Origin of the sequence: Alkalibacterium sp. f15, from assembly GCF_049389645.1 — a bacterium.
Lineage (GTDB): Bacteria > Bacillota > Bacilli > Lactobacillales > Carnobacteriaceae_A > Alkalibacterium.
On record NZ_CP186540.1, the window covers coordinates 203,534 to 218,220 of the forward strand.

A 14,687-nucleotide genomic window follows, 5' to 3' on the forward strand; every position below is an offset into this window, starting at 1 on the left:
CATCCTCATTCAACCCAATTGATTCTTGGCACACTCGTTACATATGCCATGGAAAGTCAGTCTATGATCTTTTACAATAAACTGATATTCTTTTTCTATTTCCATTTCAATTTCCAAAAGCATATCATTTTTCACTTCTTCAATTTTCCCACATTTTAAACACAGTAAATGATGATGCTGATGTTTATCCTCGTTCATATTCAAATCATAACGGGCGATACCGTCTTGAAAAGTTAGTTTGTTGATAATTTGCAGTTCCGTTAAAATTTCAAGTGTTCGGTAGACAGTAGCTAACCCAATGCTTGCATTCTTAGATTTAACTAGAAGATACACTTCTTCGGCACTCAAATGATCTTTTTCTTTTTCAAGTAACACTTCGACAGTCAATTCTCTTTGAGGGGTCAATTTAAAACCTGCCTCATGTAACTTTTTCCTGATAACTTTAAATGAAGAGTCTAATTTTTTCATGCTGAACTCCCTTAGATTGAATTGATTCTTATCTATAAATTGATTATACCTAATCCTTATTAGAATAAGTATAAAATAATATGATCAAAGTCTCAACCTAATTCTTAATCCTCTAAAGGAACCTCAATCAATTTAGTTCCAGTCTCGTCTTGCGTGACTAAACCTTGTTTCATTAAACGACCAACTGCCCGCTTGAATTGTCCCTTGCTGATGTTAAATTGTTTTTTTATTAGCTCAGGATCTGTTTTGTTGTGGAAAGGAATGCTATGATCTTCAGAACGTTTCAACATTTCCAGCAGCATCATCGCATCGTCATCAATAACCTCATGAGCTCTTGGTTGCATAGAAGTATAAAGTACCCCATCTTCTCTTAAACCAATGACTCGACCAGAAACTTCTTGACCTAATCTCGGCTCTTTATCCTGCTCACTCGGATGAACAAACAGAATATATTTATCTTCAGTAATTACGTAAGTGCCCGTTTTCTTCAAATGGAAAACAATGCCCGTTACGTTTTCATTTTGCATTTGTTTCGTGCCTTCTACATAATCTTCAAAGAATTTTTCTTCATCAGCTAAATTACCCCAGATACGATCTTTGTTGTCTACTTTTATTGAAAGGTAAAGCTGGTCTCCTTCTTTTGGCCAAAGGCGTCCTTCAGCGGGTAAATCATCGATTGATACGACAACATCTTTATCTTGCCAATCAACGTCTACAAACACACCTAAAGTACGGTTTACTTTGACAACTGTTCCCCATCCAAATGTTTCTTTATTGATTTCGGGTATAACTGTAGAAAACACAGCCTGATCCTGCTTATCGATATAAACAAACCCTTTTAAAGTATCGCCAATAGATACATCATCTTCTGAGAGTACTTTATAGGTTACACCATTTTTTTGAACAAATGCTTCTTCTTCATTTACATCTGTAACGATAGCTGTTATTTCTGTTGCTAAGTCTATATTCATGTTAATCTCCTTCTCATTACTAATAATTATAAAACAAAAAAATGAGACAATGATTGAATGTCATTTCGAAGATGCTCAAGAACATCAATCCTACGAATTCTATCAATCATTGTCTCATTCATAACTTATTTAACTATATTTCATCATTTAATTAAATTGCTGTTGTTGCGCCACGGTAGATAATACCACGTCGAGCATCTACAGTAATCAATTCATCTTGTTCGATCAATGCTGTTGCATTTTCAGCAGAAACAATCACTGGGATTCCCATTGCAATTCCGATAACGGCTGCATGTGATGTTAATCCACCTTGTTCTACTACGATAGCTGCAGATTTTTCAATTGCTGGAAGATAATCTTTGTCTGTACTCTTAACAACTAAAATGCCGCCTTCAATAGCACGTTCGATTGCTTCCTCAGCAGTTTCAGCTACAACAGCTTTACCTATAACTGATTCAGAGCCAACACCTTGACCACTTGTTAATTTTGATCCAATTAATTGAATCTTCATAACGTTTGTTGTGCCACGTTCTCCAACTGGTACACCAGCAGTAATGATAATCAAGTCGCCTTCTTTAGCAAATCCTTTTTCAACTGTTGTTTGAGTAGCTAGATTGAACATATCATCAGTTGAAGCTGGTTTTTCTGTAACGGTTGGTTGCACACCCCATTGCAGAGCCAAGCCTCTAGCAGTCTCATCACTAAATGTAACAGCCAGGATATCAGCTTTAGGTCTGAACTTAGAAATCATACGCGCTGTGTGTCCTGATTCAGTTGCTGCAACAATAGTATGAATATTTAAATTCTTGGCTGTGTGTCCGACAGCTTGTCCAATTGCTTCTGTCATGTCATTTCTGTCATAAGCTTTAAGTGCATAGGCATCCTGGTTGATTAAAGCTGCTTCAGTACGTACAGCGATGTTATACATTGTTTGTACTGATTCTACCGGATAATCCCCAGCTGCTGTCTCACCAGAAAGCATGATAGCATCTGTTCCATCAAAGATAGCATTGGCAACGTCTGATGCTTCTGCTCGAGTTGGACGTGGGTTTGCTTGCATAGAGTCTAGCATTTGTGTTGCAGTAATAACTGGTTTGCCGGCATTGTTACACATTGCGATCATACGTTTTTGAACGATCGGCACATCTTCAGTTGGTATTTCCACACCTAAATCACCACGAGCGACCATTAAACCGTCAGCAATAGACAAAATTTCTTCCAGGTTATCGACACCCTCCTGGTTTTCGATTTTAGGAATGATCTGAACATGCATTTTACCTTGTTTTTCTAGGATCTCCTTAATGTCTAAAACGTCAGATGTACGTCTGACAAAAGAGGCTGCAATAAAGTCAATATTGTTTTCTAGTCCAAAGTGGATGTCTGCACGATCTTTTTCAGTTAAGCCCGGTAAGTTAACAGATACGCCAGGTACGTTAACACCTTTTTTGTTTTTTAATACGCCTGTATTTTGTGCTGTCGTCACGATGATACCTTTGTCATGTTCGATATCAGTAACTAATAAATCAATTAGTCCATCATCTAATAATATACTTGAACCAGGTGTGACATCATTGATCAAATCAGTATAAGTGACTGAGAATTTTTCTTTAGTTCCTTCAACCTCTGACATGGAAATTCGTACTGTTTCATCTTTAGTCAAAGTGATAGCGCCGTCTTTCATGTTATGGGTTCTTATTTCAGGACCTTTTGTATCCAACATGATGGCCACCATTTTACCGGTTTTTTCAGAAGCGATGCGGATATTTTTGATGCGGTTTAAATGTTCTTCATGATCACCATGTGAAAAATTCAAACGGGCAACGTTCATTCCTGCTTCAATTAATTTTTCTAATGTTTCTAACGATTCACTTGCAGGACCTATGGTACATACGATTTTAGTTTTTTTCATACTTTAACTCTCCTATTTAATATTTTTTTTAATATAATGATGACTTAAAGTTAATGACCTATGTGAACTACATCGGCACTGAAGTACCGAGCTTCTGGTAACGCCTAAAACTTGTCCGCGTGGTGTTTCATCTTGTAGACGGCAGTTTAGGCTGTTTGACCAAGGCTCGTTCCGAGCCAAAAGTTAGTTTTTCAGTAGAAACTGACTTCACTATCGCCATTAGCTACTGGTTATATAATAACAAAATCAGGTATCTTAATCTAGATTCATCCCTCAGTTGAAACAGAGGGACGTTTTTCTGACCCTCATTATAAAATCAATTAGTTTGAAATCTCTTCATTAAGTTTATATAAATCTAAGTTAGGTGTGTGTTTCATATTGTCAAGCGTTTCAACAATATCTCGCACAATAAGTTCTTCTTTATATATAGCGACGCAAACTCCACCACGGCCTTCTTTTAATGCTTCAACAGCTTTAGCTCCAAGTTGAGAAGCAAGCACTCTATCTCTGGCTGTTGGTGATCCGCCTCTTTGGACGTGACCTAACACTGTTACTCGAACATGGAAATTATCGATAGCGTCTAGTTTATCAGCAAATTCTTTACCGTCCATTACTCCTTCAGCCAAGATTATGATGGAATGTTTTTTGCCTTTTTCTCGACCTTCACGAATGTTTTCTGCAACATCAGTGATATCAAATCCTTTTTCAGGAATGATGATTTGCTCTGCTCCACTAGCGACACCCGACCATAAAGCGATATCTCCAGCATCTCTTCCCATTACTTCAATGACAAAAGTACGCACGTGAGAAGTTGCAGTGTCTCTGATTCTATCAAGTGCATCGAGTACGGTATTGATAGTTGTATCGAATCCAATAGTATAATCTGTTCCAGGTATATCATTGTCGATCGTTCCAGGTACACCCACGCATGGGAAACCATGTTTAGAGAGAGCTTGAGCTCCTCTGTAAGAACCATCTCCACCTATAACTACTAACCCTTCGATACCGAAACGTTTGAGTTGTTCGATGCCTTTCAACTGACCTTCTTGTGTTGCGAATTGAGGATAACGTGCAGAATATAAGAAAGTTCCTCCGCGTTGAATCATATCTCCAACGTCTCTTTGTGTAAGCTTTCTGATATCTCCCACTACAAGTCCGGCAAAACCATAATTCACGCCGTAAACTTCCATTCCTTCGTAAAGTGCTTTTCGGACGACAGCCCGGATAGCTGCATTCATGCCCGGAGCATCTCCTCCACTTGTAAGTACTCCAATTCTTTTCATGTTATATCCACCTTCAATGCAAATTTTATTTCCACACTCACTAAATGATTTAGCAAAGATATGTAAAACACATTGAGTAAAGAATATGCTCATTACTCAACTAACCTTAAATCATCATTTGATTACATACATCTATTATCTTATCACTTTTTCTCCTGATTGTCTTATAAAATAAGGACATAAGGCTAAATTTTTAAAATTATTTTAAAATTACGTTGTTTTCACCTAAGATATCTTTAATTTTCTTAATGCTAGCTGTCTGCTTGTTTGAATTGTACTTAGGCTTCAATTTCTCTTTCCTATCTGTCGCCTGATCATACACTATCACTTCGACAGTACCGACTTCATCCTCTAATACTTTTAATATTTCAGTAAATTGATTCCCTTGCTGTTTCAGATTTTCAAATCTCAAATATAACTGATGCTCATTACCCATTTTCATTAGTTCAGGACTATTCATGCTCGATACTAAAATATTCCATTTGTTTTTTTTGAATTCCGCTTTACCCCGAACAATAAAGATACTATTTTTGACTAATTCTTTTGAGTAATTCCGATAAACATCAGGAAATAAGACGCAAGTTGCTTCTTTTGAGGCATCAGTAACCTCTAAAAAGGCCATCGGTTCACCTCTTTTAGTTTGGATTTTTTTCACTTCTTGGACAGCGACGATGTACGTATGTGTCTTGTTATTTAATGAGTCAGCTATATAAATAGCTTGACTATTGTTTCTTGTGTCCATATATTTATCTGTCGGATGACCAGATAAATAAAAACCAGTTACTTCAAATTCCTGCTTCAAAAGTTCTTCTATACTGTACTCTTCTTTTTGGTGAATTCTTGGTGCCAGGGATTCAAACAATTGAATGTTCCCATGACTCATATTTACACTGTTAAGTATTGACTCTAATGAATCAATTAGCGTGTGACGATTCTGTTCTAATTGATCAAAACATCCCGCATATATTAACGGTTGTATAGATTGTTCTTTTCTCCATCTTTCATCAATTCGATTGATGAATGAGAGTAAGTCTTGAAACTTCCCCTGCTTTTTTCTTTCATATAAAATATGTTCAATAAAATCTTTTCGAACACCTTTGATTGAGTTGAATCCAAAACATATGCGCTCATCAATTACTTTAAAGTTCTCTTCGCTTTGGTTAATATCCGGATGAATAAGCTCGATGCGTCTTTGCTTGGCCTCCAATAAATATTTAGTCAATTTTTCTTTGTTGTTTGTTGAAGCTCGCATAAGTGAAACAAAAAAAGCGGCTGGATAATGTGCTTTAAAGTACGCAAGTTGAAAAGCTAATTTTGAATAAGACACGGCGTGAGAACGATTAAAACCATAGTCAGCAAATCGTTCGATATGCGCGTATATGCGCATAGCCACTTCTTCACTATAGCCTCTATGCTTGGCACCTGCAATAAATTGCTTGCGTCCTGCATCTATTTCTTTTTTGATCTTTTTAGATATAGCTCGCCTCAATATGTCAGCTTCCGCTAAACTGTATCCTGCTATTTTCGAAGCTACCTTCATTACTTGTTCCTGATAGACCATTACTCCATTTGTTACTTCAAGAATACTTTTTAAATCATCATGGATATAATCGATTTTTTCAGACCCATGTTTTCTTTTAATAAATACATCGATTTGTTCCATTGGACCTGGTCGGTACAAAGCATTAACAGCTACAATGTCCTCAAAATCTGTTGGTTGTAATTTTCTTAATACATTTCTGATGCCACTGGACTCAAATTGAAAGATACCGTTTGTGTCTCCGCTTTTAAAAAGCTCAAGTGTCTTTTTATCATTTAATGATATAGTTGCAAGTTTATCTCTAACCGAACCTTTTAGTTCTGTAACATTCTTTAAGCAATCAGCAAGAATAGTTAGATTCTTTAGACCCAGGAAATCCATTTTTAATAGTCCAACTGTTTCAATATCCTTCATTGTATATTGAGTTAGCGGCATTGAACCATTGCCCTCTTGGAGAGGGGCAGTTTGGATTAATGGTTCTTTTGAAATGACTACCCCTGCTGCATGTGTGGAAACATGTCTTGGAAGTCCTTCTAAGTTTAACGCTATCTTAAATATTTTTTTATTTAAGTCACTTTGATTCACTATTTTTCTTAATTCTTCTGATTCTTTATAAGCCTTATTTAAAGTTATCCCCAGTGATCCAGGTATTGTGTCTGACCATCGTTTGAGTTCGTTTGGTGATAAACCGAACACTCTACCTGTATCCCGTATAGACATTTTTGCGGCAAAAGTTCCAAATGTCGCAATTTGAGCAACATGTTCTTTCCCGTATTTATTTAAAACATAACGAAGAATACTCTCGCGTTTATTATCTGGAAAATCTAAATCGATATCGGGTAAAGTATATCTCTCCTCATTTAAAAATCTGTCAAACAGAAGTTCATACTTAACAGGATCGACGTCCGTGATATTTAAAAGATAAGAAACAAGTGAGCCGGCGGCTGATCCCCTACCAGCTCCCGTCACTATTCCATTCTGGTGAGCATACTTCATTAAGTCCCAAACAATCAAAAAATAATCTGCAAATCCCATTTTGATTATGACTCCAAGCTCTTTCTTAATTCTTTCTTCATACTCATTTGAATGATCCGGTAATTTATTCTTTAACTGATCGTTAACAAGCTTAGTCAAGTATTCTGATGAATTCAGATTCTCTGGAGTGTTATATTTCGGTAAAACACTCTTCCAGCTCAAATTTAATTGTATTGATTCTGATATTTTCACAGTATTAGTCAATGCTTCAATCAAGTCATTCTCTGAATACCATTCAATTTGTTCAGCTTTTTCCTTTAAATAATAAAAGGATGAATCACTTAATTGTATTTCAGAATCTATGGTTGTTTGATTCTTTATCGCTTCAAGCACCCTTAGTGATAATGAATCATTTTCCTGCAAAGAATGGATAGGTTCATTTATAACCAAAGGTACATTGAGATTTTTAGAGAGTTGCTTTATCTCATCTACCATATTTTGATTGCTGCCATTATAGTATATTCCTAAGAATAAATTATTGAAATTCTGCTTAAGCTCTGTCACTATATTTTTTTTACTACTTTCTCTTTCCAGTAGTATGTTTTCAAGACTTTCATAATTTATAATACCAATTAATTGAGTAGAGTAGGCTTTCATCATATCCAGTGTAATTTTTTCTTGATTGTATTTAATTAAACTTGATATAGTTAATAAATTTTGATATCCTTCGGCGTCCTTAGCCAGTAAAACAACGGACAATGCCGTATCCGATTCATCATTCTCATAAATATCCACTGTAATACCTAATATAGGTTTGATGCCTTGCTCTTTAGCCTTTAAATAGAACTCTACAGCTCCATGCATGACGTTTTTATCGGTAAGTGCAATACTACTATATCCAAGACTTTTAGCTTGAGTTATTAATTTTGGGATAGTAATCGTACTTTCCAACAATGAATAAGAACTTACAACATTTAAAGGTATGTAATTCATTTATACTCTCCCCTCTTTTAATTTGCAGTTTAAATTTCATTTACTACTATAACTGTAAAAAACTCTCAATAAAGCATTAGGGATAAACTATTCCTAGTGCCTTATTGAGAGTTGATTTATCTGATTCCTAAAGCAATTCTGGCATATCTACTCATTCTAGATGTGTCCCATGCCGGATACCAGACTAACTTAACATCAGTCTCTGTAATTTCAGGAATTGTTTTCACAGCATTCAAAATATCCTCTGTAATAACATCGGCTAATGGACAACCCATCGTTGTTAATGTTATTTTCACTTCACAATACCCGCCATTAAAAACATTGACTTCATAAACGAGACCTAAATTAACGATGTCTATTCCAAGCTCCGGGTCAATTACTTGTTCCAAAGCTTCCATGATACGTTTTTTTATATCTTCTATTTCTTCTTCGGGCCATACTTTTTTATCTTCATTCATTAAATTTCCTCCTTACACCCTTACATTTTACCATATTGATGACAAAGATTTCAGCAAATTCTAATATTTAGTTGAACAAATCATGTCAAATCATTTTAAAGTTTAACATTTATTATACTTTTATTAACACCTTTGCTATACTAGTAAAGAAAATGAATGACGTTTTGTTAAAAGGATGATTTAGTATGAAAAGAAAACTTATTGCTTTAGATTTGGATGGAACTACTCTAAATGACCATTCAGAAATATCTTCAAGAACAAAAAAGACATTATTGCGTCTTCAAAATGATGGCCATATCGTCTCTATCGTGACTGGACGCCCTTATAGAAACAGTTACTATTACTATGATCAACTTAAATTAGATACTCCCATCGTAAACTTTAATGGCGCATGGTGTCACAATCCATCTCAAAAATCATGGAAATACGGGTATCACAAAACACTGAGTAAGGACCTTGCTTTATCTATGCTTTCTCTGAAAAATAATCCGGAAGTTCAACTCATCGCAGCAGAGTCTCAGTCATCAATTTATATCGAAGGTAAGTATATCCCTTACCCAGATTTCTTTCCGGAAGGTATTCATATGAGCAAGCAGTTAAGACCTGAGATTTTATTGGAAGATCCTACATCTGTTGGTGTGTTTACCTCAACAAGACAATATCAGCCAGCAATCGAACAGAAGATTATAGATATCTATCGAGATTCAGTTGCGGTCCGCACGTGGGGTGGAAATACCCCATGCTTGGAAGTGGTCGCTGCTGGGGTTCAAAAAGCTATTGGATTAGAGCGCATTGCTCATTATTATAATCTTAATCGTGAAGATATCCTAGCCTTCGGTGATCAGGAAAATGATTTCGAAATGATTCAGTATGCTGGTCATGGTGTTGTGATGTCAAACGGCACTGAACACTTAAAATCTGTCAGCAATGATATCACTCTAAAAAACAATCACGAAGATGGTTTAGCAAGTTACCTGGAAAGTTATTTTAAACTATAGTCCAAAAAAGCAAGAAAGAGGAAGTCTCTTTCTTGCTTTTTTAGACCGCATTTGCCTTCTTTTTTTGATTATCGAATAAAGAATCTACAATCATTACGATACTAAGACCTATTTTGAGCGTAAGGCTTTTTTAACTCGACTTATTTTTATCGACTGACAAGGTTTATTTATCAATCAACTTCCTGCAACCAAATAGCCCTAGCTGACCCCGCTATTCCAACAACCATATCTAAGTTTTTTTACTGTTACGGATCGATTACTTTCATTGATTCTTTGTTAATACGCCATCTCTCATTGTATAGACTGAATCACAATACTCAGTCAAGCGCTCATCGTGAGTGACCATAATGGTTGCTTTCTTTTTTTTCTTTGTTTCTCTTGCTAAAATTTCAACCACTTCAAAAGCACGGTCAGTATCTAAACTAGCTGTTGGTTCATCCGCTAAAATGACAGCTGGATCATGATACATTGCACGGGCAATTGCCGCTCGCTGTTTCTCTCCTCCAGATAAATCACTTGGATATTTGTCCATTAAATTATCAATACCAAGTTCTGATAGTAATTTTTCTACTTTATCATCATCAAGTTTTGATTTTTCCACTTTATTGACCAATCTCAATTGATCTTTTACAGTGAGGAATGGAATAAGATTAGATGCTTGTAATATAAATCCAATTTCATTAAATCGCTTCGTGGCTCGATCTTTTTCTTCAAGTTCACTAAATTTATCATTTTTGATAAATACTTTACCTTCCGTTGGTGTTTGTAGTCCACCTATTATAGTAAGAAACGTACTTTTCCCCGAACCACTTGGACCAATAATAGCTACAAACTCACCTTCTTCGACTGAGAAATTAGTTGACTTCAATGCTTCAATTGTTTTTCTACCATCTTTAAATGTTTTTTTTACGTCTTTCAATTCAATAAGTTTCATTACTAGCTCCTAATCTATCGCTTCTAATGGATCGATTTTTACAACAGTAAGAACAGAGAAGAATGCTCCTGCAACTGCTACAACAATTAATAATGTCGTGATGGATACTAAAAAGAGCAAATTATTTTGATAAGGTACAGCAGCCGGTAAAACAAGTCCCGTCCCTAAAGTTAAAACTAACCCTGTAAAGACACCTATGAATGAGAGCAAAAATGTTTGCCCTACAACAGACTTAGCAATGTATTTCGATGAAATCCCTTGCGCTTTCATTACACCAAGCATTGATGATTTTTGCAGAGTCAGTACATAAATAAATATGCCGATGATCATTGCAGCAATCAACACTAAAAAACCGATCATCAGTCCGAATGTAAGAACTTGCGCAGTATAGCCAGGTAAATTCGAAATAAATTCACCAGTTGAATATAAGTTCAATTCATTGTCACTTAGAGTGATATCTGAAATTTCTCCGGAGTCACTACGGAGAGCAATTGCACTAATGATTTCATCTTCTCTTTCACCAAAACCACTCGCTCTGATACGCTGATAGGTCGGATGATTTGTATATAACACTGGTCCCACGCTAAATTTAGCATTATCCGTAAATCCAACGATTTTTATCGTTAAATCCATTCCAGCTAAAGATAACTCATCTCCAATATTTATTCCTTGCTCATCTTTCAAGCTTATATCGGCAATGACTTCATTCTCTTCGCTGAACCCTTCGCCTTCTATCACTTCAGGATAAATAAATTCTTCTTTATCGATACCAAAAAAGGTAACATTGACTTTGCTTTCCTCATCAGTTTTTCCCTGCGGTTGAACAACGCTCGGTGTAACACCTAGAGAGGCTTTCTCATATGCATCAATAGATTCTATTCGTTCCTTAGGGAACATAGACATATTGATGTTCAAATTAGACTCATCAGCTAGAACAATGCCATCTGCGTCCCACTTATCGATACTCATCCGATTTTCTTGTGCTAATCCATATGCCAATCCTGTCAGAAAGAAAACCAGATAAGATATAAGAATCACCACTCCTATAATTAATGCAAAACGCGTTTTTGAATATTTGATCTCCTGCCATGCTAAAAACATATGTAAACCTCATTATCCTATAGTTTGAATTCGTATATTTATGTAAAAAATTCACAGAATTCATTTACAATCATAACTGATTTTATAAATAACTACAAATATTTTTCACTAAAAAAACACCCAAGGATTATAATCCTTGGGTGTTTAGCATTAACTATTTAACTAGAACTAATGATTGGAAATATTATTCAGTTGCACGGTCTTCACCAGTTAGGTAAAGAGTATGCAAACCTGCACCCGGTGTATCTAAATCAGCACCAACAGTAATATCAAATGAACCCACACGATTGTTAACTGGTGTGACAGATTTACGGAATAATGTTGGGATGATTGGTAATTCTTCCATGAAGTATTCTTGCCATTCATTGAATACTTCAGCACGCCATTCAATATCGAAACCTTCTACGCTTGCCATTTGTTCCATAAACTCATCGTTTTCTTCTGTAGCCCAACGAGTGTAGTTGAACATAGCCTCACGACCATATAATCCATCAGGAGTTGGGTCCATTCCAGTTCCCCATGCCCCTTGATATATATCGATTCCTGGGTCATCAGCTTGAACGCGGTCATAGAATGAGTTGAATTCGTGTAAACGACCATCTAATAACTTAACGTTTAAGCCGATTGCAGCCCATGATTGCATGTAATATTCTACGATAGGTTCAGCAACTTCTCCACCTGACATAGATGCAAAGTTAATGACTAACTCTTCACCCTCAGGTGTTTCACGCATACCATCACCATTAGTATCGACATATCCAGCTTCATCAAGAATTTCAATCGCACGTTCTTGATTGAACGGATACCCTTCAAGCTCTTCATTGTAGTAATCAGCAAAGTTAGGGATAATAGGAGAATTCGCACGTCGACGTAACCCTTGGTAGAAACGAGCACCAACAGCGTCATTATCGATTGCGTAAGCCATAGCTTGTCTCAGGTTCTTATCAGCCATTTTAGCATCGGGATCAAGAACGTTTTGAGCAGGTTCTACAACTTCTTCTCCATCCATTTCAGCTTCTTGCCATTCTCCTAATTTGAATCCGATATACGTATAAGCATTTTCATCTTGACCTAATACTGTATACCCTGGAATATCTTTGAAGGTTTCATATTGGTCTGTTGGCATACCCACAAACACATCATATGAAGCATTTTGCATAGCTGCAACAGCAGAAGTCGTAGGAACAGTTTCTAATTCGATACGATCTAATTTTGGAGCGCCACGGTAGTAATCTTCAAATGCAGTATATGAAACAGATTCACCTGGGACAATATTTTCAACTTTAAATGGTCCAAATCCAATTGGATTCTCACGAATTTCAGGTGATGATTCAAGTTCTGCAACTGGAATACCTTCTAAATAATGACGTGGAGCAGCATAAGCCCATACGCCTCCACCCGCTTGAAGCATTTGAACACCAACAGATTGATATTCAATTTCTAGTGTCAAGTCATCTACGATACGGACGCCTTCAATGCTGTCAGCCTCTCCGCTCTTATAGGCTTCCATACCTACGATATTAGCTAAGTCACCACTATAACGAACACCAGCATAGTCTGGGTGACCGATTATTTCGTGTGTAAATGCAATATCGCCGGCAGTTACTTGTTCTCCATCGTGCCACATAACATTATCTTTTAGTGTGATTGTTACAATGTTTGTTTCTTGATCTAATTCAAAAGTAGCTGCACCGGAATCATCCCATTGATAATTCTCGTCAGAACCTAATACCGTACCCATCATGTAGCCCATAACAATGGCATCTGGGTTACCAGTGTATAATTCCCAACTGAAAATACCTGTAAATGGTGAATCAGAAACATACCCAACGTTTAGAGTACCGCCTTCAATTTCTTCACCATCGTTTTCAACGCGTTGGTCAAATTCGATTGGTTGAGGTCCATCTTGTTCCCCGTTAGAACTTTCCTCACCTGACTCTTCAGAAGTATCCGTTTCTCCAGCGCCATTACCATTGTCAGTTGTGTCTTCTGTATCCCCATTACCACAAGCTGCTAAGATAAACGCTACGGCAGCAGTGCTCGCAAGCATGCTATACTTTTTCTTATTTGACATATTTTTTCTCCCCTTCTCTTATCCTAATCTTTGTTTAGCGTCTGCCGAACGTTGTAGTGCGCGACCGACATAGTTTATACACAGCACCAACACCAGAATCAAGGTTGAAGCTGGTAACCAAACCCAAGCTTTATTCTCCAGAATATCTGGATTAGTGGCATAGGAAACTAACGTACCTAAACTTGGTGTTCCGGTCGGTAAACCGAAGCCAAGATAAGATAACCCTGTTTCTAAGCCGATACTACCTGCAAAGTTCAATGTCAAGTTAACGATGATCAATGAACTTATATTAGGCATCATTTCGCGAAGCATGATAACAAGTGACGGTGTGCCCATTGTCTTGGAAGCACTTATAAAGTCTAATCGTCCAACGGTTAAAGCACGTCCACGAATAAATCGTGCCTGCCCATGCCAGTTGAAGAGAATAAGTATACCCGCAAAAGTAACGATATTGTAATTTGGTACAATCGTTACGAAGATAATAATGATCATCAACTGAGGCAAGATCATAATGAAGTCGATGATTCGCATAATGATGTTATCCACCATTCCTGCATAGTATGCTGCTAAAATACCAATGACGATCCCAATTGAGCTTGTGACCATTGTAACCGACCAACCTAAGAGAAGTGAGTTACGTGCACCAATCAGCAATAAACCAAAAATATCTCTTCCTGCTGAATCAGTTCCTAAAATAAATCGTGTCCCTTCTCGGAGCGGATCTATACTGTATGACATCGGTGGTAAATAAGAATCCCATAAACTTACTCGTTGAACAGTAGCTTGATCAACAACAAACGACCAAACAAACACCGTCACTAAAATCGCAATCAATAAAACAAGAGATACTAATGCTAGTCTGTCTCGCATAAATTCTCGAACAATTACTTTAAGTCCCATTGGTGGAGTAGATACGGCTATATCATCAGCTAATGCTGCTGCTTCTGCATCTTGATTTCTTGCCATAAGAGTTATTCATTCCT

General features: G+C 36.7%; 11 protein-coding genes. 1 reads left to right on the forward strand and 10 read right to left on the reverse strand.

Annotated elements, in window-relative coordinates:
• Positions 1-9 precede the first annotated feature (9 nt).
• The 6 genes from ACO1PF_RS01095 to ACO1PF_RS01120 all read right to left on the reverse strand — a co-directional run bounded on the left by ACO1PF_RS01095 (position 10) and on the right by ACO1PF_RS01120 (position 8,597).
• Positions 10-468 carry a Fur family transcriptional regulator gene (locus ACO1PF_RS01095; RefSeq protein WP_423189539.1) on the reverse strand — a complete coding sequence of 153 codons (459 nt, stop codon included), beginning with the start codon at positions 466-468 and terminating at the stop codon, positions 10-12.
• Between the two features lie 104 nt (positions 469-572).
• Positions 573-1,439, reverse strand: a complete 867-nt coding sequence (locus tag ACO1PF_RS01100; RefSeq protein ID WP_423189540.1) for a CvfB family protein — start codon at positions 1,437-1,439, stop codon at positions 573-575.
• A gap of 151 nt (positions 1,440-1,590) precedes the next feature.
• Positions 1,591-3,348, reverse strand: coding sequence for a pyruvate kinase (gene pyk, locus ACO1PF_RS01105; RefSeq protein WP_423189541.1), 1,758 nt, complete (start codon positions 3,346-3,348; stop codon positions 1,591-1,593).
• Between the two features lie 320 nt (positions 3,349-3,668).
• Complete coding sequence (pfkA, locus tag ACO1PF_RS01110) at positions 3,669-4,631, reverse strand: 6-phosphofructokinase (RefSeq protein ID WP_423189542.1); 963 nt, start codon at positions 4,629-4,631, stop codon at positions 3,669-3,671.
• 199 nt (positions 4,632-4,830) lie between these two features.
• Complete coding sequence (gene dnaE, locus ACO1PF_RS01115) at positions 4,831-8,139, reverse strand: DNA polymerase III subunit alpha (RefSeq protein WP_423189543.1); 3,309 nt, start codon at positions 8,137-8,139, stop codon at positions 4,831-4,833.
• A 116-nt stretch (positions 8,140-8,255) separates the two neighbouring features.
• Positions 8,256-8,597: a metal-sulfur cluster assembly factor gene (locus tag ACO1PF_RS01120; protein ID WP_423189544.1), complete on the reverse strand. Its 342-nt coding sequence runs from the start codon at positions 8,595-8,597 to the stop codon at positions 8,256-8,258.
• Between the two features lie 185 nt (positions 8,598-8,782).
• Between ACO1PF_RS01120 and ACO1PF_RS01125 the strand changes: the two genes are divergently transcribed.
• Positions 8,783-9,595, forward strand: coding sequence for a Cof-type HAD-IIB family hydrolase (locus ACO1PF_RS01125; RefSeq protein WP_423189545.1), 813 nt, complete (start codon positions 8,783-8,785; stop codon positions 9,593-9,595).
• 262 nt (positions 9,596-9,857) lie between these two features.
• On the opposite strand, the gene ACO1PF_RS01130 is transcribed toward ACO1PF_RS01125, so the two are convergent.
• The 4 genes from ACO1PF_RS01130 to ACO1PF_RS01145 form a co-directional block, all read right to left on the reverse strand.
• Positions 9,858-10,529 (reverse strand): ABC transporter ATP-binding protein, encoded by a 672-nt coding sequence (locus tag ACO1PF_RS01130; RefSeq protein WP_423189546.1) that lies wholly within the window; start codon positions 10,527-10,529, stop codon positions 9,858-9,860.
• A 9-nt stretch (positions 10,530-10,538) separates the two neighbouring features.
• Complete coding sequence (locus ACO1PF_RS01135; protein WP_423189547.1) at positions 10,539-11,630, reverse strand: ABC transporter permease; 1,092 nt, start codon at positions 11,628-11,630, stop codon at positions 10,539-10,541.
• Positions 11,631-11,814: 184 nt separating this feature from the next.
• A complete protein-coding gene (locus tag ACO1PF_RS01140) occupies positions 11,815-13,704 on the reverse strand; it encodes an oligopeptide ABC transporter substrate-binding protein (protein ID WP_423189548.1) in 1,890 nt (629 codons plus the stop codon).
• 18 nt (positions 13,705-13,722) lie between these two features.
• Entirely contained in the window at positions 13,723-14,670 is a 948-nt protein-coding gene (locus tag ACO1PF_RS01145; RefSeq protein WP_423189549.1) for an ABC transporter permease, read from the reverse strand.
• Positions 14,671-14,687: the final 17 nt, after the last annotated feature.

Excerpts from the sequence above, each read along its gene's own strand:
- ACO1PF_RS01125 (WP_423189545.1), top strand. The coding sequence starts at position 8,783 with ATGAAAAGAAAACTTATTGCTTTAGATTTGGATGGAACTACTCTAAAT.
- ACO1PF_RS01145 (WP_423189549.1), bottom strand. The coding sequence starts at position 14,670 with ATGGCAAGAAATCAAGATGCAGAAGCAGCAGCATTAGCTGATGATATA.
- ACO1PF_RS01120 (WP_423189544.1), bottom strand. The coding sequence starts at position 8,597 with ATGAATGAAGATAAAAAAGTATGGCCCGAAGAAGAAATAGAAGATATA.
- pyk (WP_423189541.1), bottom strand. The coding sequence starts at position 3,348 with ATGAAAAAAACTAAAATCGTATGTACCATAGGTCCTGCAAGTGAATCG.
- ACO1PF_RS01095 (WP_423189539.1), bottom strand. The coding sequence starts at position 468 with ATGAAAAAATTAGACTCTTCATTTAAAGTTATCAGGAAAAAGTTACAT.
- dnaE (WP_423189543.1), bottom strand. The coding sequence starts at position 8,139 with ATGAATTACATACCTTTAAATGTTGTAAGTTCTTATTCATTGTTGGAA.
- pfkA (WP_423189542.1), bottom strand. The coding sequence starts at position 4,631 with ATGAAAAGAATTGGAGTACTTACAAGTGGAGGAGATGCTCCGGGCATG.
- ACO1PF_RS01100 (WP_423189540.1), bottom strand. The coding sequence starts at position 1,439 with ATGAATATAGACTTAGCAACAGAAATAACAGCTATCGTTACAGATGTA.
- ACO1PF_RS01140 (WP_423189548.1), bottom strand. The coding sequence starts at position 13,704 with ATGTCAAATAAGAAAAAGTATAGCATGCTTGCGAGCACTGCTGCCGTA.
- ACO1PF_RS01130 (WP_423189546.1), bottom strand. The coding sequence starts at position 10,529 with ATGAAACTTATTGAATTGAAAGACGTAAAAAAAACATTTAAAGATGGT.
- ACO1PF_RS01135 (WP_423189547.1), bottom strand. The coding sequence starts at position 11,630 with ATGTTTTTAGCATGGCAGGAGATCAAATATTCAAAAACGCGTTTTGCA.